General features: G+C 65.0%; 16 protein-coding genes, 1 tRNA gene and 1 pseudogene. 8 read left to right on the top strand and 10 right to left on the bottom strand.

From position 1 onward, the window contains the following. Window positions 1-7: 7 nt before the first annotated feature. The 4 genes from QX124_RS01070 to QX124_RS01085 all read right to left on the bottom strand — a co-directional run bounded on the left by QX124_RS01070 (window position 8) and on the right by QX124_RS01085 (window position 5319). On the bottom strand, window positions 8-859 hold the full coding sequence (locus QX124_RS01070; protein ID WP_172109925.1) for a carbohydrate ABC transporter permease: 852 nt from the start codon (window positions 857-859) through the stop codon (window positions 8-10). Then, entirely contained in the window at window positions 856-1731 is an 876-nt protein-coding gene (locus tag QX124_RS01075; RefSeq protein ID WP_315736354.1) for a sugar ABC transporter permease, read from the bottom strand. Before QX124_RS01075 ends, QX124_RS01070 begins: the two co-directional genes overlap by 4 nt. Before the next feature lie 101 nt (window positions 1732-1832). Further along, window positions 1833-3215, bottom strand: a complete 1383-nt coding sequence (locus QX124_RS01080) for an ABC transporter substrate-binding protein (protein WP_315795801.1) — start codon at window positions 3213-3215, stop codon at window positions 1833-1835. 142 nt (window positions 3216-3357) lie between these two features. Beyond that, entirely contained in the window at window positions 3358-5319 is a 1962-nt protein-coding gene (locus QX124_RS01085; protein WP_409997645.1) for an AsmA family protein, read from the bottom strand. 298 nt (window positions 5320-5617) lie between these two features. Here QX124_RS01085 and QX124_RS01090 point away from each other — a divergent pair, with 298 nt between their 5' ends. Beyond that, window positions 5618-6346 carry a CoA transferase subunit A gene (locus QX124_RS01090; protein ID WP_315736355.1) on the top strand — a complete coding sequence of 243 codons (729 nt, stop codon included), beginning with the start codon at window positions 5618-5620 and terminating at the stop codon, window positions 6344-6346. Then, a complete protein-coding gene (locus QX124_RS01095; RefSeq protein ID WP_315736356.1) occupies window positions 6346-6996 on the top strand; it encodes a CoA transferase subunit B in 651 nt (216 codons plus the stop codon). Before QX124_RS01090 ends, QX124_RS01095 begins: the two co-directional genes overlap by 1 nt. An 8-nt stretch (window positions 6997-7004) precedes the next feature. Here QX124_RS01095 and QX124_RS01100 read toward each other — a convergent pair whose 3' ends face one another. The 4 genes from QX124_RS01100 to QX124_RS01115 form a co-directional block, all read right to left on the bottom strand. After that, entirely contained in the window at window positions 7005-8726 is a 1722-nt protein-coding gene (locus QX124_RS01100) for a hypothetical protein (RefSeq protein WP_315795803.1), read from the bottom strand. 199 nt (window positions 8727-8925) lie between these two features. After that, window positions 8926-9807: a formylglycine-generating enzyme family protein gene (locus QX124_RS01105; RefSeq protein ID WP_315795805.1), complete on the bottom strand. Its 882-nt coding sequence runs from the start codon at window positions 9805-9807 to the stop codon at window positions 8926-8928. Window positions 9808-9859: 52 nt separating this feature from the next. After that, window positions 9860-10954, bottom strand: a complete 1095-nt coding sequence (gene nirK / locus QX124_RS01110) for a copper-containing nitrite reductase (RefSeq protein ID WP_315736359.1) — start codon at window positions 10952-10954, stop codon at window positions 9860-9862. 343 nt (window positions 10955-11297) lie between these two features. After that, window positions 11298-11507, bottom strand: coding sequence for a hypothetical protein (locus QX124_RS01115; protein WP_315736360.1), 210 nt, complete (start codon window positions 11505-11507; stop codon window positions 11298-11300). 215 nt (window positions 11508-11722) lie between these two features. On the opposite strand from QX124_RS01115, the gene hemN reads away from it, so the two are divergent. Continuing rightward, a complete protein-coding gene (hemN, locus tag QX124_RS01120) occupies window positions 11723-13075 on the top strand; it encodes an oxygen-independent coproporphyrinogen III oxidase (protein WP_315736361.1) in 1353 nt (450 codons plus the stop codon). Between the two features lie 72 nt (window positions 13076-13147). Next, on the top strand, window positions 13148-13351 hold the full coding sequence (locus QX124_RS01125; RefSeq protein WP_409997646.1) for a DUF1858 domain-containing protein: 204 nt from the start codon (window positions 13148-13150) through the stop codon (window positions 13349-13351). Here QX124_RS01125 and QX124_RS01130 read toward each other — a convergent pair whose 3' ends face one another. Beyond that, window positions 13352-14071, bottom strand: coding sequence for a Crp/Fnr family transcriptional regulator (locus QX124_RS01130; RefSeq protein WP_315756082.1), 720 nt, complete (start codon window positions 14069-14071; stop codon window positions 13352-13354). 170 nt (window positions 14072-14241) lie between these two features. Between QX124_RS01130 and QX124_RS01135 the strand changes: the two genes are divergently transcribed. Next, complete coding sequence (locus QX124_RS01135) at window positions 14242-15453, top strand: NnrS family protein (protein ID WP_315795809.1); 1212 nt, start codon at window positions 14242-14244, stop codon at window positions 15451-15453. Here the strand turns inward: QX124_RS01135 and QX124_RS01140 are convergent. After that, window positions 15438-18785, bottom strand: a complete 3348-nt coding sequence (locus QX124_RS01140; RefSeq protein ID WP_315795811.1) for a PAS domain-containing sensor histidine kinase — start codon at window positions 18783-18785, stop codon at window positions 15438-15440. The genes QX124_RS01135 and QX124_RS01140 overlap by 16 nt on opposite strands. A 299-nt stretch (window positions 18786-19084) precedes the next feature. Here QX124_RS01140 and QX124_RS01145 point away from each other — a divergent pair. The 3 genes and pseudogenes from QX124_RS01145 (at window position 19085) to QX124_RS01155 (ending at window position 20441) form a co-directional block, all read left to right on the top strand. Beyond that, window positions 19085-19464 (top strand): annotated as a pseudogene (locus QX124_RS01145) (phasin). Window positions 19465-19669: 205 nt separating this feature from the next. Then, window positions 19670-20104: a phasin gene (locus QX124_RS01150; protein WP_315736365.1), complete on the top strand. Its 435-nt coding sequence runs from the start codon at window positions 19670-19672 to the stop codon at window positions 20102-20104. Window positions 20105-20364: 260 nt separating this feature from the next. Next, a tRNA-His gene (locus tag QX124_RS01155) sits at window positions 20365-20441 on the top strand. Window positions 20442-20505 lie beyond the last annotated feature (64 nt).

Raw genomic sequence — 20505 nt, forward strand, 5'->3', positions numbered from 1 at the left:
CGCTCCGTCACGACTTCACGGCGCCGGCGGTGAGGCCGCCCACCATGTAGCGCTTGAAGGCGTAATAGACCGCCGCGGGCGGCAACGCGTAGATGAAGCCGGTGGTCATCAGGAGCTCCCACGGCGAATCGTCGGCGGCCAGGAAGTTGCCGAGCGCCACGGGCAGCGTGATATCCTTGTCGTTCGAAAGCAGCAGGAACGCGTAGAGGTATTCGTTCCAGGCCAGCAGCACCGCATACGTTCCGATCGCGACCAGCGACGGCATCATCAGCGGTACATAGACGAGGCGGAAGATCTGCAGCGGGCTGGCGCCGTCCATGACGGCAGCCTCGTCCAGCTCGACCGGCAGCTTGTCGGAGGCCTGCTTCAGCACCCAGATCGCGTAGGGCGAGGCAATCGTCACCATCGCCAGGATCAGCGACCAGTCGTTGTTGAGCAGGCCGTATTTGCCCATGGTGCGATACATCGGTACCGCGAGGAACGCGGCGGGGATGAAATAGGTGAACAGCGCGAGGTTCATCACCACCCGGCTGCCAGGCACGCGCAGGCGCGAGATGGCATAGGCCGCACAGGTCGCAATGATCAGTGTCAGCGCGCCCACGGCCATGGCGATCACGACCGAGTTGCCGAACTGGACCCAGAAATCGCGCAGGAAGTAATGCTGCTGATGGAACACGATCGAGAAATTGTGCAGCGTCGGATGGTCCGGCCACAGCTTGCCCGAGAACGCGTCCTCCTTCGGCGAGATCGCGAACAGGAACATGTGGTAGATCGGGATCATCGTCCAGATGAAGACGGGAATGCCGATCAGCAGCAGCCGGGCCTCGGTGCCGACTTCGCGGAGGGTGGGGAGCTTCATCGCGACAACCGCTTCATCATGAAATAGACCAGGGGCAGCACCAGCGGCATCGCGCAGACGATCGAGGCCATGGCGAGGCTGAGCTGATCGAGCCGGAGATAGCGGATGCCGAGCGTCGCCAGCACGTGGGTGAGATCGGCCGGACCGCCGCCGGTCAGGAGATAGACGCTGTTGAAGTCTCCGAGCGTCCAGATCATCGAGAGCAGCGTGCAGGTGATGTAGAGCGTCTGCATCGACGGCCAGGTGATGTAGCGGAACTTCTGCCACCAGGTGGCGCCGTCGACCTCGGCCGCCTCGAACAGGTCGTGCGAGATCGCCAGCCGCCCGGTCATCAGGATCAAGGTCCAGAACGGCAGCGACTTCCAGATGTGCATGCCGATCGCCATCGACAGCGCGACCGTCGGGTCGTTCAGCCAGTTCGGGCCATCTTCGCCGGTGAACTTGAAGATCAGCTGGTTCACCACGCCCCATTCGGGATTGAGCATGAAGCGCACCGACAGGATGGTCGGGATCGAAGGCACCGCCCAGGGCAGGATGAAGATGACCGACAGCCATTTGATCCAGCCGCGCTGCTGCACGAAGAAGCCGGACAGGAACAGCGCGATCACCATCTTCAGATTGATGCCGACCAGGAGGAAGATCAGCGTGTTGACGGCGGCGCGCGCGAAGATGGGGTCGTTGTACAGCGCGACGTAGCTGGCCGGCTCGCGGGCGAGCCACAGGCCGTAGCCGACGGGATAGACGACGAAGGCAAGGAAGACGAGCAAGTAGGGGGCAAGCATGACGATGCCCCATACCTGTGACGGTGTCAGCAGCACCGGGCGCGGCGCTTCCGCGAGCGCGGAATCGGAAGCTGAGAGCGTGATCGCCATGGTCGTCTGTTCCCGCCTATTACCGAACCGGCCGCATACACTGCGGCCGGCACTTGTTGTCGTTGTCAGGAGCTCAAGCTAGTGCCTCGCGAGGCGAGAGACTAGCCGGCGACCTCCTTCAGCCGCGCGATCAGCTCGTCGACGGCCTTTTCGACCGGCACCTTCTCGCTGACCACGCGGTTCATCGCCTTGGCCCAGACGTTCTCATTGTTGAGGATCGTGAACTTGTAGTTCTTGGTGAAGTCGAACGGCGTGGTGCCGCCGGTGAACTGGGTGTACACGGCCTTGCGATGGCGGTCGGCCTGCCAGAACGGGCTCTTCTGGCCTGCGGTCGTCACGGGGAACCAGCGGCCCAGCGCGCCCTCGATGTAGGGGCCGAGGTTCTCCTCCTGCATCAGGAACTTGATGAATTCCTTGGCCTGCGCCTTGTGAGGAGCATTGGCGAAGATCAGGCCGGTCTTGACGTCGGAGCGGTACTTGATCGGCGTGCCGTCCGGCTTGTTGGGGAAGGACGCGGTGATGATGTCCTCCTCATAGGCCTTCTTGCCGGCCGCGCGCTGCTCGGGCGTCAGCGCCGGGTTGGTGGAGTCCTCGAACCACTTGGCCGCGATCGAGATCGTGAAATTGTGGGTCATCACGATCGTCTTGTTGTGGAACGCGACGTTGTTGTCCGGATCCTTCCAGGTCGTGGACGAGGGCGGCGTGCAGCCCTTGATGTAGGTGTCGGTATAATCCTTCATCGCCTTGACGAGGCCGTCGCGCACCTTGGGGTCGTCGACCAGCAGCTTGCCGTCGTCGTCGACCAGCTTGACGTTGTAGGCGTCCATGAAGGTGTAGAACGACTGGAACGAGTCGGTGGATTCCACGCCCATCGGCTGACCGACGCCATACATGCGCTGGCCGGTGGCCTTGCGGACCGCCGACTGCACCTTGTCGCACCAGAACGTCCAGTAGTCTTCCCACTTGGTGGGGATGTCGCTCTGCTTGAAGCCGGCCTTGCTCAGCAGGTCGCCCCAGATCTGGACGTGCATGCTCTGCTGCTTCAGCGGGAAGCCGTAATAGGCCTTCTTCTTGGTGACGTTGTTGTAGAGGTAGGCGGTCTCGAGCGTGTTCGGAGCGAACGCCGACTTCATCGGCTCCAGGATGTCGGTGAGATCCTCGAGCTTGCCTTCGTAGGCCCACTTGCCCTGGGCCTGAACGTCGTAGGTGTCGGCGTAGGCCACGTCGGGCACGGTGCCCGAATCGAGCGCGGCGACCGTCTTCGGAATCATGTCCTGGATCGCGTATTGCGACAGCTCGACCTTGATGCCGGTCTTGGCCTCGAACTTCTTGACGACGTTGAGCAGCGCATCGTCCTCGGACTTGTAGAAGCCCTTGCTCCACCAGATCGTGATGGTGTCCTGAGCGATGGCTGGTGCTGCAGCGCAAAAAAGCCCGGCGGCTGCGACTGCGATTGAAAGCGCACCCATTCCCCTGGATTTCACGTGTCTCTCCCTGATCCGCCGATCTTGCTTGATCGGTTGTGGCGGGACACTAGCCCAGGGACCCGACGTGATCCAGAAGTAATATATCAGACATAGGTCGTGGCGGCGGCCGTGTATCGGCACGCGAAGCAAGCCGCGTTGGTCAGTTCTGCTTGGTGGGAGTGTCGCCTGTCGGAGCGTCAGCCTGCGGCACGTTGTCCGGCTGGGCCGGGCGCAATCCGCCGCCGGTGAATCGTTCCAGCACCGAGCGCACCGCATCCCTCGTCTTGCGGTCCTTGACCGCATCGAGTAGCGGGGCGGCGGCCGGGGCGCGGCGGATCAGGCTTTCCGGATCGGGAAAGATCAGCGGATCTTCCCAGGGGCCCTGGACGACGAAAGGCAGCTCGAAGCCGTTGCTGCCATTGCCTGACGACAGCAGGCTCGCGACGCCCTTGAAATCGTATTCCCGCGTCGGCACCGAGGCCGTGCCGGTCATGGTGATGCGCGCGGTCGGGCTCTCGACGCGGATGTCCTCGGCGGTCGCGATGCCCTCGGAGAATTTGACCGCGATCGTCAGCGAGTCGTAAGGCGTCGAACCGGAGCGGAAATTGCCGCCGCGCGACAGCGGGCTGCGCTCGAGGCGCCTCAGGAGCTGCTCGACGTTGAAGCCGGAGATCGCGCCCTCGCGGCCCTGCAGGTTGGCGCTGCCATCGAGCGACTGGGCGAGCCCGAACGGGCTCGAGCCCGAAGCCGTCAGCGAGACGTTGAGATTGCCGCGTCCCGACAGCGACGACACGCCGAACATCTCGTTGGCGCAGGCCTGCAGATCGACGTCGTTGAATTGCAGCTCGGCCTTCACGTCGGCCATGGTGTCGGCACGGGCGATCCCAAACGAGCCGCGCACGATGCCGCCATACATCTGCGCCTCGCCGACCGAGAGGGCGAGCACGCCGTTGCGCAGGTTGGCGCCGAACGCTGTGCGTCCGATTTTCGAGGAGCCGACCGTGACCTTTGCGGCCGATAGCCGCATGTCGAGGTCGGTGGTGGACAAGGCCTTGAGGTCGAAGAGCTGCCGATTCCAGTCGCGGGCCCCATTGGCCAGCAGCCGGATCGTCGAAATGTAGGGGGTGAAGTCGAGCGCGTCGGCCGCCAGCGTCGCCTGCAGCGTCTGCCGGCCGTTATTGGCGTAGGTCATGACGCCCTCGGCGGTGTTGCCGTCGAGCTCGACATTGACATTGGTGAGGGCGATCGAGGCGCCGACCACGTTGGCGCGCGCACGCAAGGCGAAGCGCCCGAAGCCGCCGCCGCCGAGCGGCGTCTGCCCGGTCCAGCGCAGCGCGTCGCGGAGCGACGGGCTGTCCACCGTCAGCGTACCTTCCATCAGCGCGCTGGTGCGATTCGCGACCGTGCCGTCAAAGGCGACCTTCAGCGGCGGGCTGGCGAGCCGCATCTTCAAGCCGGACCGGTCTCCCGACAACGCAGCCAGGAAGTCGCTGACGCTGATGGAGCCCTCGATGCGCTGACCGCGCCAATCGAACTGTCCGGTCGCCGCGAACGAGCGCGAGATCGACGGCCAGGCGAGCGACAGGTCGATATCGTCGAGCCGCTCGGAAGCATGATGGCCGGTGTCCTCGTAGACCAGGATGCCGTCCTGGATGCGGATCTCGGAGAACGACATCTGGCTGTCGGGCCCCGGGCGCATCGTGCGCGCGATGGTCTCGATGAAGGGGGTCCAGTTGCTGTTGCCGTCGGCCTCGCGGCTGACGTTGATCTGCGGCCGCAGCATCATGACGTCGGCGATTTCGAACCGCTGCAACAGCAGCGGCAGCAATTGCAGATTGGCGGTCAGCACGTCGACGCGCAGAGCCGGATCCTCGGTGCCGCTGCCCTTCAGACCGACATCGTGGAACGAGACATAGCTGCCCGGAAACAAGGAGACGTCGATATGTCCCTTGACAACGAGCTCGAGCCCGGTCACGGCGCGGATCTGGCTCTCCACCGCCTGCCGCAATGCCTCGCGATTGACCAGCCAGGAGCTCGCCAGCAGGCCCACGAACGCGATGCCCAGCAGCACCGCGATCGGTGTGCCGAGGCGCCTCATTCCTTGGGCCATGGTCACGGACATGTCCTGGGATCGTCGGATCGCTGGTTACTCGGGATGGGCAGGGTGCGCCGAAAACCCCTGCCAACATCAACAACTTGATGCGCTTTCTTGACGCTTTCAAGGCCATGCCGCCGGTGTGGCCGGATTGCGGCGGAGCCCTGATATCCCGGACTCCGGATCGCCTCGGAGGCGCAGGCTGGTGCGACAGCTAAAGCAGGATGTGCGCGTTGGGAAGGCATCATTGACGCATTGCGAAGATTTCGCCTAATAATCCGGTCGATATCCGCGCGATCGCCGCTCTGCAGCAGGTCATTCCCGTATGAACAAGGTCTATCCGGACGCCAAATCCGCCCTTGCTGGCCTCCTCAAGGACGGCATGACCATCATGTCGGGTGGGTTTGGTCTTTGTGGCATCGCAGAAACCCTGTCCGACGCCATTCGCGAGTCCGGGGTGAAGGACCTCACCGTCATCTCCAACAATGCCGGGGTCGACGGCATCGGCCTCAGCCGGCTGCTGGAGACGCGGCAGATCAAGAAGATGATCTCGTCCTATGTCGGCGAGAATAAGCTGTTTGCCCAGCAATATCTGGCCGGCGAGCTGGAGCTCGAATTCTGCCCGCAGGGCACCCTGGCCGAGCGCATCCGCGCCGGCGGCGCCGGCATCCCGGCCTTCTTCACCAAGACCGGCGTCGGCACGCTGGTCGCGGAGGGCAAGGAGGTGCGGGAGTTCGACGGCGAGAAATATCTGATGGAGCGCGGCCTGTTTGCCGATCTGGCGATCGTGCACGCCTGGAAGGGCGACACCGCCGGTAACCTCGTCTACCGCAAGACTGCGCGCAACTTCAATCCGATGATGGCAACTGCGGCCAAGGTGACGGTCGCGGAGGTCGAGCACCTGCTGCCGGCCGGCCAGATCGATCCCGACCACATCCATACGCCCGGCATCTTCGTCAAACGCATCATCCAGGTCGGAACCGAACTGAAGCGCATCGAGCAGCGTACCGTGCGCAAACGTGAAGCCGCCGCTGCAGCCGGGGAGGAAGTCTGATGGCCTGGACGCGAGAGCAGATGGCGGCGCGCGCCGCCAAGGAGCTGCGGGACGGCTACTACGTCAATCTCGGCATCGGCATTCCGACGCTCGTCTCGAACTACATCCCGCCGGGCGTCGACGTGGCGCTGCAGAGCGAGAACGGCATGCTCGGCATGGGTCCGTTCCCCTATGAGGGCGAGGAGGATCCCGACCTCATCAATGCCGGCAAGCAGACCGTCACCGAGCTGCCGATCACCAGCTATTTCTCGTCAGCCGATTCCTTCGCCATGGTCCGCGGCGGCCACATCGACCTGTCGATCCTCGGCGCCATGCAAGTCGCCCAGAACGGTGACCTCGCCAACTGGATGATCCCTGGCAAGATGGTCAAGGGCATGGGCGGCGCGATGGATCTCGTCGCCGGCGTCAAGCGCGTCGTCGTGGTCATGGAGCATAGCGCCAAGGACGGTCCGAAGCTGCTCAAGCAGTGCACGCTGCCGCTGACCGGCGAGCGCGTCGTGGACATGGTGGTGACCGATCTGGCGGTGTTCACGATCGACAAGCATGGCAATGACGGCATGGCCCTGATCGAGCTCGCCGATGGCGTGACGCTCGACGAGGTCAAGGCCAAGACCGAAGCCGAGTTCCGGGTCGCGCTCAAGAATGCCTGAGGGCGCGACTACCAGCGCCGGCAGAGCATCTCCGCGACCTTGACGGCGAGCCGGCATGCCGCATGCCGCGCCCGGCTCGCAGCAGCGGGCGGCGCCGTCTCCGCCAACCCCTGAATGATCAGGCACGGCACACTGCGGCCGAGGCAGATCAGTCCCATCGCATAGGCCGTGTCATCCGTCGCAAGCGCGCCTGGAAACGCCGCCGAGATTTCGGCGTCGGTGCCGTCGCCATCGCACGTCACTGTCATTCCTTCGAAGAACACGTCGATGTCGTCCAGCATGCCATTTGCGGCCTCGTGCGCGAGGCGGCAAAGCTCGGGATCGGCCGGAATGATCATTCCGCTGTCATCGACCGAGGGCGGCTCGGCCATGCTGAGCGCGTCGCGCAGCTTGATCTGAATCCGGAATGGCGCGACCGAGGTGGCGATGACGAGATCGCCGGGGCCGGCGCCGACGAATCGCGGGCCGCGGGCCACTTGCGGGAGATTCGCTCCCAGGGCGTCGGCCCGTCCCGGCATGATCAGCCACTGCGCCCCATGCTCTTCGATCGCCACTGCGGCCGCGCTCGCCACCTCGGCGATCGATCGCCCGAGGCACACGACTGCATGGAAGCAGGAATGCCTGATGATGGCGCGCGCCGCGTTGCGCTGTTCGATCAGCGTGCCCGGGCCCATCGCCTGGACCAGGGCTTCGATATCCTCCGGCGTTTCGACCACGAAACCGATCGTGTTGGCTTTGGCATGGAGAAATCGCAGCGCGTCGAGCATCGCGTTGATGCTGGCCTTCTCACGACCGTCGAGCTGCTGCCACAGCGCTTCGAGCACGTCCAGGGAGGCCTCGATGTCGGCGCCGATCACGCCCTGGCCGAGCGGCCGGCCGGGTGTCTCGCAGCGATAGAGCTCTTCGAAGGCCTGCAGGACGGTCCTGCGGTCCTTCACCGCGCAGGCGCCTTGCAGGATGCGCGCGAGAACTTGGGCGCGCTTGCTGAGTTCGAGGGGAACGGCGAGCCAGGCAAAATCAGCCAGCTCGGCCGCCTGCTCGCTTGCGGCGCGCTGGAATTCGCCGACGACCTGACCGTAGTGCCAGCTCAATTGCCACGGCGTCACCTGCCGTCCGCGATACCTGCCGCGCTCGATGCGTTCGAGCGATTGCGCCTGCAACTCGTTGCGCAGGTCGGGATCTATTCCCGATGCGCGGGAATCCAGCAGACGATAGGCGCGTGTTGCGATCGCCGGTCCGAACCATTCGTGCTCGAGGTCGCCGACCGAGAGACCGCTCGGCATGCGGATGTGGACGGTCCTACGAAACTGGTCGAGCTCGCGTCTTGCGACCTGGGCCGCGGTCACCGAAACCTGCTGTACCTCGCACAAACCGTCGACCACACTGGCCCAGTCCCAGAAGTCGTCGCCATAGAACGGAATGCGATATTGGCGGCTCGCGACGATCCGTGCGCAAACCCGTTCGATGGCGGGAGCCACGCGATCGAGAATATCGCTGCGCGCCAGCGCGCCGTCCGTGAGACATTGGTGCACGAGACGCGCCGCGCCCGCATTCACCACGTGCCAGTCCTTGGCGGCGAATTTGGGCGACGTCCGCAGATATTCGAGCGCGTCGATGAGGCAGCGTCCAGCCAGTGCGCTCGGCGAATCGTCGTCGAACCAGCTGGTGTTGCCGATCCCGTAACCATGCAGGTCGGACGTGAAGAAGACCGGCGGATGTCGAGAAATCACACTCGCCTCCTGGTCCGCTCATCGCGTCGCTCAACGGCAATTGTCTAACGTTTGCAACTCAGATTTCGCAACCGAAAGTTGTTTTACGTGACTGTCATTTGTGCCAGTGTCAGGGCACCGTCGATCCGGCGCCGGCGTAGGTTGCAGGCAAGCGTGCTTCGAGTGCACTTTTCGAGCGGACTTATGGAGGCCGAGCATGTCAGGCGCGGATGGCGCCGAGTAGCCGGCCGAGGCGTCGCGTCATGCTGCGGCTCCATGAGGGTTGATCGCGGACAAGCCGGAAACCGAGATTGGCAGGTGGCGTGCCGGAGGCGCAGCCGCCGGCGCGCGCATCGCGGATGAAGTCGGTCACGTAGGCTCGATGCGCGCCTTCGGCCAGACGGACGCCGCAATTGCTGACGGTCTTGATGACGCGACCGGCACTATCCTGCAGCTTGCGTGTGAAGCAGGTCGAGGTCCATTCCCAGACATTGCCCGCGAGGTCGGCAATGCCGTGCTCGTTGATGCCGAAGCCGCCGAAGCCGCGCGTCTTGGGATCGTCTTGCAGGGCGGCTTCCCGTTCGTAGCGGGCGATCCAGCGCCGCGAGGGATCGGCGTTGTCGATCGAGATGCCATCGTCCTTGAATCGGCTCCCGGCCGCATAGGCCCACTCGGTATCGGTCGGCAGCCGATAGCTATCGCCGGTCTTGTGCGAGAGCCACTCGGCGTAGGCAACGGCGTCGTGCCAGCTTACCTGTACCGCCGGACGATCGATGGCGATGAGGACGTCGCGATCGAGCGCGCGGCATGCATGGGCTTCGACGCAGGCGTGGTAGTCGGCGGCACTGACCTGGTTCGTCATCATGGTCAGCGGATGATCAAAGCGGACCGTCACGATGGGAGCTTCGGCTTGGCGGCCGTTGCGGAGATGGTCGCCGGAGTCGCGGTAGCTGATCGTCCCAGGTGCGATCTCGGTGAGGGCGGGGCCGTCGAGACCGGCGGCGCGGTCTGGCAGCCCTGCAAGGATCGGGGCCATTGTGGTCGGGCCAGCCAATCCGACGACGCAGGCGAGGGTGAGCTTGATCTTGAAAGCGAGCAGCATGGCAGCACACTGAGAAGAGTGGGGGGCCGGACATGCCGGCCCCCTGGGCCGATCAGTTCGTCGTGCCGGTCGGAATGTCGGCCGGGGCCTTCACCTGCATCATCAGGTCGTCATTCCACTTGCCTTCGACCTTGAAATGGGCCGTTGCGCCGAGATTGGCCGCCTCGATCAGGTTGTGGGTGACGTAGGCGTAGATGCCGGGCTGCAGGAATTTGTAGAGCGCGGCACCGGCGGAGCCGCCGCGGATGAACCAGGTCTCGAGCCCGGTCTCCGGCGCGTTGGAGAACTTGCCGGTCTCCCAGACATAATCACCGTGGCCGCCGATCAGATGCGGACGACTGTCGCGGTTCGCCTGCGAGTGCACGATCAGCACGTTCTCGCCGACATTGGCCGTGAGCGCATTCTTTCCGGTGAGCGCGCCGGCCTTGCCGTTGAACACCACATGGGTCGGCGTGAGCTTGCGCATGACCTCCTCGGTGTCGCTATATGCCTCGCCGGGCGAGTCATAGGATTTGAAGTTGCCCTTGTCGTCGCGCGGGACGTAGAGGTCCTGCTCGCCGATGTAGTAGACGCGATCGTAGCGCAACGCGTGTCCGCGGCCGTCATTGAGGCCGTCGCGCGGCAGCACCATCACGGCGCCGTTCATGCCCGAGACGACATGCCAGGGGATCATCGGTCCGCCTGGGGCGCAATGATAGACGAACACGCCGGTCCGCGTCGCCTTCCAGCGCAGCACGACCTGCTCGCCGGGATTGACCAGGGTCAGCGCGCCGCCACCCAGCGCTCCGGTCGCGGAGTGGAAATCGATGTTATGCGGCATGCTGTTGGTCGCGGGATTGACCAGGGTCACCTCGACATAGTCACCCTCATGGACCACCATCAGCGGGCCCGGCATCGAGCCGTTGAACGTCATGGCCTGGAAGGTGGTGCCCTTCTCGTCGATCACCATCTTCTTCTCCTGGACCACGAGCTTGAACTCCATGATCTTGGGCCCCTGCTTCGTCGCCTGCTCGTGCGCATGCACGAACGGCGGAGCCACCAGATCGACCTTCTGGCGCGGCAGCTTGAGGTCCTCGGCCATCGCGGGAGCCGCAAGCATCATCGCGGCGATGGCTGCACTGAACATGGCGGTGCGGCGGGTCAACATGGATCGCTCCTTCATTGGATCTGTTGTAGTGCCGCAATCATCATGCTCTCGTTGGAACCCGGCTTGTTTGTGCTGCAACAAGCAACTTCGCATTTGCGGAATGCGATGGCGGGTTCGGAGCGAAATTGGCGCGGCTGCGCCAGCGCAGCGCGCGAATGAGTTGCATCGGCGAGTAGTTCTTGGGGAGTCCGGACGGGGGCGGAGCAAAAGGGGGCTGGACTGTCCTCGCGCAACTACGCGCGGAGAAATGATCCATCCGTTTGCCGAGATGGCAGGACAGTTGCGAGCACTAGGATGCGAGGTTCAAGGCATTGCCCCGGTCGACGATGGGCTACCAAACTCGTCAGCTCAGCCAGCGCACCGCCAGCAACGCGGCGAAGGCCACTGCCGCCGCGAGGCAAAACATCGTGGTCATGAACATGGCGATATTGCCGAGCAGGCCTGTCGGCCCCGACTCGTCGCGGAACGATTCGAATCCGTCGGACTGGGGGATATGGCCGCGGATGCCGGCGAGGAGAGCAAATGAACGGATCAGCAGTTGCAGAGCTTCCATTGCGGTTTTCCTCGAATCGTCAATGAATCACTGATGATGTGAAATGAGCCGGCCACTTTGAGGAAGCGCAAAGTCCGGGGCGATAACCGGCGTTCTACTGGTTATCCAACGGGGCATCTGCCGGCTGCGCCTTGAGAAAGCTCAAGGCCGCCCCTCTTGCCTTATGTCAAGGACCTCCGAACCCCAGGTCGACACGCTCAGGTGACAGGCAGGACATGAGACCAGATCTTGCGGCATGCTACGGACAGGAGCGCCTTCCGCGCTACACCAGCTATCCCACGGCGCCTCATTTCTCCGCCGCGGTCGGCCCGTCCACCTACGCAGAATGGCTGCGCGCGATACCGGCGAGCGCGACGGCATCACTTTACCTGCATGTGCCCTTCTGCCGCTCGATGTGCTGGTATTGCGGCTGCAACACCATGGTCGCCAAGCGCGACGAGCCGATTGCGGTCTACGAATCGGCACTGCGCTGCGAGATCGACATGGTGGCGCGCCAGATTGGCCGGCGGCTGCAGGTCGGGCACATTCATTTCGGCGGCGGCACGCCCACCATCATGGCGCCGGAGTCCTTTGTGGATCTCGTCGGATCGCTGCGTCATTCATTTTTCGTGCTGCCATCGGCGGAGATCGCCATCGAGATAGATCCCCGCACGCTGACGCCGGAGATGATCGCCGCGCTGGGGGTGAGCGGGGTCAATCGCGCCAGCCTGGGCGTGCAGAGCTTCGATCCGCGGGTGCAGCAGGCCATCAACCGGGTACAGAGCTTCGAGCAGACTGCGGCGGCCACGAATGGATTGCGCCAGGCCGGCGTTGCCGGCATCAATTTCGACCTGATCTACGGGCTGCCGCATCAGAGCGTGGCGTCCTGTCTCGACACCGTCCGGCGCGCCATCGACCTGCGCCCCGACCGGCTCTCCGTGTTCGGCTACGCTCATGTGCCATCGTTCAAGACGCACCAACGCAAGATTCAGGACTCGGCGCTGCCGGACAGTCTGGAACGCTACGATCAGGCCTGTGCGATCGCTGATGCGCTGAAGAACGCAGGCTACGTCCAGATCGGGCTCGATCATTTCGCCTTGCCCACCGACCCGATGACCATCGCGTTCCGCGAAGGCCGGCTGCATCGCAATTTCCAGGGCTACACGACCGATGCCAACGATCTGCTGCTCGGGTTCGGCGCCTCGGCGATCGGGCAACTGCCGCAAGGTTATGTCCAGAACGCGCCGCAGGTCCGGGCCTATGAGCAGAAGATCGCGTCCGGCAGCCTCGCGACCGTGAAAGGCTATGGACTGACGGATGACGACCGCCTACGGGCCGACATCATCGAGCGCATCATGTGCGACTACGGCGTGGACCTCGACGTCATCTGCACCCGCCATGGCACGGACACCGACGACATGCTGAGATCGGCGCCGCGGCTGCAATCGCTGATCTCCGACGGTGTGGTCGAGCTCAACGGCGGTGCGCTCGCGGTGACCGAGCATTCCCGGTTCCTGGTGCGCAGCGTCGCTGCGGCGTTCGATGCGCATCTCGACGCGTCGAAGCAGCTGCACAGCCGGGCGGTCTGACCGGCCAGCTGCCGCGGTGCTTGTGCCGCGACAAAGACTGCCAAGGGCATGCCCGCTACCATTCGAGCTGGAATGGAGGCGCGCATGCCAATCTCCTTCGATGAACTGGTCGACGACGTCATGCGGCGAAGGCCGGAGACGATCCGCGTCTTTCTTGCTTTCCAGATGCGTTGCGTCGGTTGCCCGATCGCCTGTTTTCACAACGTCGCGGATGCCTGCCACGAGCACGGCGTCGATCCCGACGCGTTCCTCGCGGCCCTGTGTGCCTGCGCGTGATCAGGTCCGCGACGCGGCCGCGTCACCGGCGTTCTGCTGCGCCAGGAGCACGATCTTGTGCGGCTCGCGCAGCACGATCTTCTGACGTCCGCTTTCGACGAGGCCGAGCTGCTCCCAGCCCGAGAGGATGCGGCTTACCGTATGCAGGGTCGTTCCGGTCATCTGGGCGATATCCTGCCGGCTGATCGGGAAGTCGATCTGAACGCCGTGATCGAGCTTGCGGCCGGCCTGGTTGGCGAGCCGGAGTAGGGCATGCGCGATGCGCTGCTCCACCTGCTGCGTCGACATTTCGATCACGCGCGCATGGGTTTCCTGCAGCCGCTGGCCGACCGTCTGCAGCGTGTTCGCCGCCAGCGACGGGAACTTCGCGACCAGCCGCGGCCATGAGGCGGACGGCCAGGCCAGCACGATGCTGTCGTCGACGGCGGTCGCTGTCGCCGGATAATGTTGGAGACCGATGGCGGGGGCGACGCCGAACGTGTCCCCTGGCACCACATAGCGCACCACGATCTGGTCGCCGGTGGGCGTCGTCTTGCTGGCGCGGACATGACCGTGGAGCAGCAGGAAGAACGAGGTCGCATCGGCGCCCTGCTCGAACACTGCGCCGTTGCGGGGGACGCGAAGGGAGCGGGCTTCCCGCAGCACGTCCGTGAGATCCTCCGCGGACAGCCCCGCAAACAGCGGCAGATGCGCGACCAGCGAACGGTCGATGGAAGCCATGGTGTTCTCCGGGGCCGGATTCGGCTCAATTTTGCGGCGCTCAATAGCACGTTTTTGCGATCCGTCGGAAGTTTGTGCTGGCGCAAGCGGTCGTCCGCAGTACGCAACTACATATGGGATAGGGCGCCATGATCGGCGCGGTTCCGGTCGACCATCCAACGAGCATGCACATGGCCATTCCACGCAATTATCAGGGCTGGACCGTTCTAGCCAACGGGTTCAGGCCGTTCTTTCTGCTGGGCGCGCTCCAGGCCGCGCTGGCGATCCTGATCTGGGTCCCGGCTTTCTACGGCGAGCTGAAGCTGAGCTCCGGCTTCGCTCCCCGCGACTGGCACGTGCACGAGATGCTCTACGGCTATTTGCCGGCCATCGTCACTGGCTTCCTGTTCACGGCGATCCCGAACTGGACCGGACGTCTGCCGATCCGGGGCCTGCCGCTGCTCACCCTCGTGATCGTGTGGATGGCCGGACGACTGGCCGTCACGATGTCCGCGCTGGGCCCCTGGTGGGCCGCGCTGCTGATCGATGCGAGCTTCCTCATGCTTGTCGTTCTGGCCGCCGCGCGCGAGATCGTCGCCGGGCGCAATTGGCGGAATTTGCCGGTGGTCGCAATCGTCGCGGTGCTGTGCGCCGGCAACATCGCGTTCCATGTCGAGGCTCATCTGCGCGGCTCGGCCGACTACGCCATTCGCGTCGGTGTTGCCGTGATCGTGCTGCTGCTCGCACTGATCGGCGGCCGCATCACGCCGAGCTTCACCCGCAACTGGCTGGTCAAGCACAATCCCGGCCGGCTGCCGGCGCCGTTCGGCCGCTTCGACATCGCCGTCGTGCTGTTCAGTGCGCTGAGCCTGCTCGGCTGGATTCTGGTTCCTGAGAGCGCGCCGACCGCGCTTGCGCTCACGGCGGCCGGATTGTTGCATGTGGTGAGGCTTGCGCGCTGGGCCGGCGATCGCACCTTGCGCGAACGGCTGCTGGTCATCCTGCATGTCGGCTACGTGTTCGTCCCGCTCGGCTTCCTGCTCACGGCGGCCGCTAGCCTCGGATGGATTCTGCCAAGCGCCGGGCTGCACGCCTGGATGGTCGGGGCCGCCGGCATCACGACGCTTGCAGTGATGACGCGGGCCACGCTCGGCCACACCGGCCAGGCGCTGACGGCCGCGCCCGCGACCCAGGTGATCTATCTGGCGATCATCGTCGCAGCGGTCACGCGGGTCTGCGCCGTGTTGGCGCCGGCGCATACCGAGGTGCTGCTACACGTCGCGGCGCTTGCCTGGGTGGTCGCATTCGCCGGCTTCGTTCTGGCGTTCGGTCCGCTGCTGCTCGGTCTCAAGCGGCGTGCGCTGGCCGTACGCCGGGCAGGATCGGTTCAGCCGGTGCTCTGATTGCGCGCCATGGCGCGCGAGAACACCACCTCGATCAGCGTGCCGGATTTCGGCGCGGCCTTGATATGGAACTGCGCCCGGTTGGCTTCGACAAGCGCCTTGGTGAGCGACAGGCTGAGACCGGCGCCATCGGAGCCTTGCTCGGAAGCCGAGGGCGCACGGAACGGTTCGAGCGCCGCAGCCACCTCCTGATCGTTCAGGCCATGACCGGTGTCGCGGACGCGCAGCGCGACCTCGCCGAAATCGGTCTGCGCGGTCGAGACGATGACCTGGCCGCCGGGATTGGCCAGCGAGATCGAAGCCGAGATCACGTTCATCGCGATCTGGCGCAGCGCCCTGGCGTCGGCGATGACCGGCGGCAGCAGTTGCGACAGCGAGGTGCGGATGATGATGCGGGCGCGGTTGGCCTGCGGCTGCATCGCTGCGACGCAGCTCTCCACCAGTTCGTTGAGATTCTGGCTGGTGAAAGCGAGCTCGAGCTTGCCGGTCTCGATGCGCGACAGCTCCAGCAGATCGTCGATCAGGGAGACGACGCGCTCGCCCGAGGTGCGGATGTCCTTCATGTATTCGGCGTAGCGGGTGTTGCCGATCGTGCCGAACCGTTCGCCGATCATCACCTCGGCAAAGCCGATGATCGCGTTCAGCGGCGCGCGTACTTCGTGGCTGATCCGAGCCAGCATGTCGGCCTTGGCGTTGGCGGCCCGATCGGCCACGCGACGAGCCTGCAGCAACTCGCTTTCGCCGCGGTGGAGCTGCGACAGATCGCGGAACACGGCAAAGAAGTTCGGACCGTCGGGCCTGGTCCGGCCAATTGCCATCGACAACGGAATGAGGCCGCCCTGAGCGATCTTCCCGAGCACCTCGCGGCCCTGATCGAGCCCGCTCGACGCGCCGGCCTGCTGCACGCTGTCGAGGTAATCGAGCACTAGGCGGGCGCTTTCCGGCGCGAACAGCTCGATCAGGTTACGGCGCACCAGCGCCGCGCCGTCGTGACCGAACAGCGCCTCGGCGCTGCGGTTGCAGGCGTGGATGTTGCCGCCGGCGTCGAACATCAGGATGCCCTCGGCTGTGACGTCGAGGATCGCCGCAAGGTCTTCGGCTTCGGCGTGGCCGGCGGCCGGAGGCGGGGCCACGACCAGGGGGGCTGGTGCAGCCGAGGCCGGCACCGGCATCGGTGCAGCGTCGGTCGCCGTCGGAACCGCGGCCGCGGTTCCGGGCACCGGAGCGAAGATCAGGGCATGGGCGGTATCGCCGTCCCAGGTGATCGTGAACAGGCGGGCTTCCGCCTTCACCTCCTCGCTGGAGGAGCCGTCGGCTGCCGAGATCGTGACGGGGGTGCCGGCCTCGGATTTGTTCGACGCTGACGACACGCCCGGCTCGACATAGAGCGCATCGAGCCCGCCCGCCTGCTCCAGGGCCGCAAGGTCGGCGTAGCCCATCTGCCTGAAGAAGGCCGGATTGCCATAGAGCAGGCGATCGAGCCGGTAGATCAGCATGCCCGTTGGCAGCAGGTCGAGCAGGATGCGGTCGCGCTGGCTGTCGCCCTGGGCCGGCGGCTCCTCGGGGATGAGCCATTCGGTCTGCAGCCCCGCGCCATGATCGGTCGCCGTTTCCGTTGCCGATGGGGTCTGCTGCTGCGGCGGGACCAACGGATCGCTCACGCGCGATCCCGGCTCGAACGCCGTACTCGCGACGTCCGCGGCTGAGTTGCGGATCTCGCCTTCGAGCCGGGCCGACAGCTGACGCGCGAGTTCATGAAACGCACTGTTCTCCACCGGCGTGAGCACCGGATGCTTGGACTCGCCCGGAGCGCGGAACGGGACCACGTTCCCGGTCGTTTCGAGCCCGATGCCGTCGATGTGGTGTACGTCCGCCGCAATGGAAGCCTCACGCGATGACGCAGTGACGTTCTCCTGCTGCGGCGGCACATCTGCGGCCTGCACATGGTCGGATTGGGCAGGCTCGGTTTCGTCGGCGTCCGGAGCATCGGCCGCGTCTGCATCGGCCAATGCGGGGCGACGCAGTGCGGCCAGCCGGTCGAGAGCGTCGAGGTCGCGACAGACGCCGAAGCCGCGATAGCCGGCATGGGTCCTGTCCTCCGTCAGGACAGGCAGTCCCGACAATTCGACCGCAAGCCGCTCGCCGTCCGCGGGCCAACTGACGACGAGCCCGCTCCAGGTCTCTTTCGTTTCGATCGCCGCACTGACCCGCCCGTCTGGATCGAGGCTTAGCGATGCAGTGAGCTCATGCCAGGGACGGCCGAGCTTGGCGGCGCTGTGCCGCCCGATCAGGCGGGTGAATTCGTCGGAGCCGATCGAGAATCGTCCCTCGGCATCCATCTGCCAGGAAAACCGGAGTGGGTGGCGGCGGCCGACTGAAGGCTCCGCCGCGTCGGACTCGGCAGGATGCGTCTCATCCGTCGTTTGCGGCACCGGCACCGGCGCCTCGAACAGGTCGGCGTTGGCCTGATCGTCGATCAGCAGGAATTCGGCCGGCGCTTCGTTCGACAGCGCGGGGGATTCGTATTCGGTTCGGCGTTCAGTCATTGCATCCACCGGAAGAGGAGGCGAAATCACGACCACGGGCCCAGCGGCAACGTGCGCGGGGGCTGGTGATGCGGGGGCGGCATCTGCGGTTGGCTCTGATGTCTGCGCCGAGCCTGGCGCCTCCATCCCGTCGGCTAGGGCCGGCATCGGGACGGCCACCAGTCCGACCTGGTTGCCGCTGCCGATGCGGTAGAGCGCTGCGCGCTCGGTGCCGAACGTCACCTTGGCCATGCCGTCGATAAGCGCCGCTCTGCGGATCTCGGCGAAATCCGGCTCGCTCAGGTCGCGCGTGCCAAACAGGCGCCGTCCGGCTGCACTGATGCCGGCGAACTGGCCATCCTGGGTGAATGCGATCAGCGCATGTCCGCTGGCTTCCACGAGCCGCTTCAGGCGTTCCGCCAGCGGGACGCTGCGTCCGCCCCCGTCGGTGCTGGTGATCAGCACCGCGCGCGTGCCATCCGGCAGATCGATCCTGGTGCAGCCGCAGGTCGCGAGCGTGCCGAGCGGCGCGCCGAAGCCACGGAGGCGTTCGAGTCGCAAGGCGCCGGTCTCGGGCAGACGCCGTCCCAATTGAGCGACCTGGCGGCGATGCGCGTCGGCGGGGCCGAGCGTCTTCGCGATCAGCGCCGTTGCGCTCGCCGCGCCGAGGGCGCGTGCACCGGCCGCATTGGCCCACAGCACACGGCTGCCATCGGCCGACCATAGCCAAGCCGGCAGACTGCCGGCGGCGTGGACAGCCAGCCGGGGGTCGCTGAGGGCCTGCAATTCGAGATCGGCGTAGGTCATGGGCGACGACGGCGAACGGCTCTTGTGATGTTGATCGGCGGCCGGAACTGGTGGCGTTAAGAATTCGTTACTATCGCGCGTTTTGAGGGCCAAGGTCCACGGCGGGGCCATACTCCTGTCCTGCTAAAGCTTGGATAACCTTAATGTGTTCCTCGTGAGCGCAGCGCACGGAATTGCGGCGAACCCGGGCATGGCTCGTTGCAATCCCCCCGTTGGGGACCACGAGTTGCGTAGGCAGCGGGGACGGCCGCTTCGAGACGAGGCGCTGCGGGCGAAGCCAATCGGGACGCCGGGGAACCATGACCGACGACGGGCGACGATTCGAGATTCCGAAAGACATGCGAGCGATGGCGGAGGCAGGCTTCGATCAGGCACGTCAGACGTTCGAGCAGCTCCTGGCTGGAGCGGAGGCGACGGCAGGCTCGCTCGAACAGCGCAGCGCGACGGTGCGGGCCGGGCCAAGGACATCGGCGCCAAGGTCTTGTCCTATGCCGAAAGGAACGTTCAATCATCGCTCGACTACGCCCAATCGCTGGTGCACGCCAAGGACCTGCCCGAGGTGCTGCGGCTTCGCAGCGAATTTGTTCAGGGCCAGATGCGGTCGCTCACCGAACAGGCAAGCGAAATGGGCCAGGCCATCGGCAAGGCTGCGATCGACACCGCCAAGCCCAAGGCCTGAGGGGACGTTCTCCGCTCCCGTAAATTCTGGAAGCGGACGCGACAAGGAGTTCCTGATAATGGAATTTCCATTGCGTTGCACAAAAACGACACGATATAGCTCTACGCGAGGTTGTTACCTCCCAGGGGCGGTTCCTCTGCGTGATCCGAAGTGACTTCCCGATTGCCGGGACGGTCCAGTCTCAATGTTTCGAAGGATACATGCCATGACCAATGCCACCGATCCGTTCTCCGCGTCCATCATCCCGTTTGAGGTTCCCGAGCAGGTGCGCGCGCTCGCCGAAAAAGGCGTGTCGCAGGCCCGTGAGAACTACGCCAAGTTCAAGGACGCTGCGGAAACGCACAATTCGGCCATCGAGGCCTTCTTCGCCAACGCCAGCAAGGGCGCCGGCGTCTACTCGTCCAAGGTCATGGAATTTACGAAGGCCAATACGACGGCTTCGCTCGACTTCGCCCAGGAGCTGTTCGGCGTGAAGTCGCCGTCGGAGGCGATGGAGCTGTGGACCGGTTTCGCGCGCAAGCAGTTCGAGACCTTCACGTCCCAGGCCAAGGAGCTCGGCGAGCTCGGCCAGAAGGTTGCGGCCGAGACGGTCGAGCCGATCAAGGAAAGCGCCAGCAAGCTGTTCAAGACGGCGGCCTGAGGCCGGCCTGATTCGAGCCAGGTGCGCGGTCCGGCCGTGTGCCGGTGAGGCCAGCGGAAGATCCAGGACCCGGACGCGTTGCGGCCGGGTTCGATGCTTTCTGGGCTCCCGCTTGAACGGGGGCTCACTCGGGCCGAAACAGCGTCAAAAAACGCCGGCATGGCCGGGGACTTTATCCGTTCTCGGCCTTGCCAAATTGGCCCGTTGCACCTAGTTTCCGGCCCGTTCGGACGCCCCCTCGCGGGCAGTCCATGGCGGATGCAGTTGTAGCTCAGTTGGTTAGAGCGCCTGTCTGTGGAACAGGAGGTCGGTGGTTCGAGCCCACCCAACTGTACCATGGCCAGGACCATTGCTGTGCCGTTCGCAAGCTCACCTCTATCCCTGCTCCGCGCCCGGTTGAT

Source organism: Bradyrhizobium sp. SZCCHNRI3043 (genome assembly GCF_032377735.1).
Classification (GTDB): Bacteria; Pseudomonadota; Alphaproteobacteria; order Rhizobiales; family Xanthobacteraceae; genus Bradyrhizobium.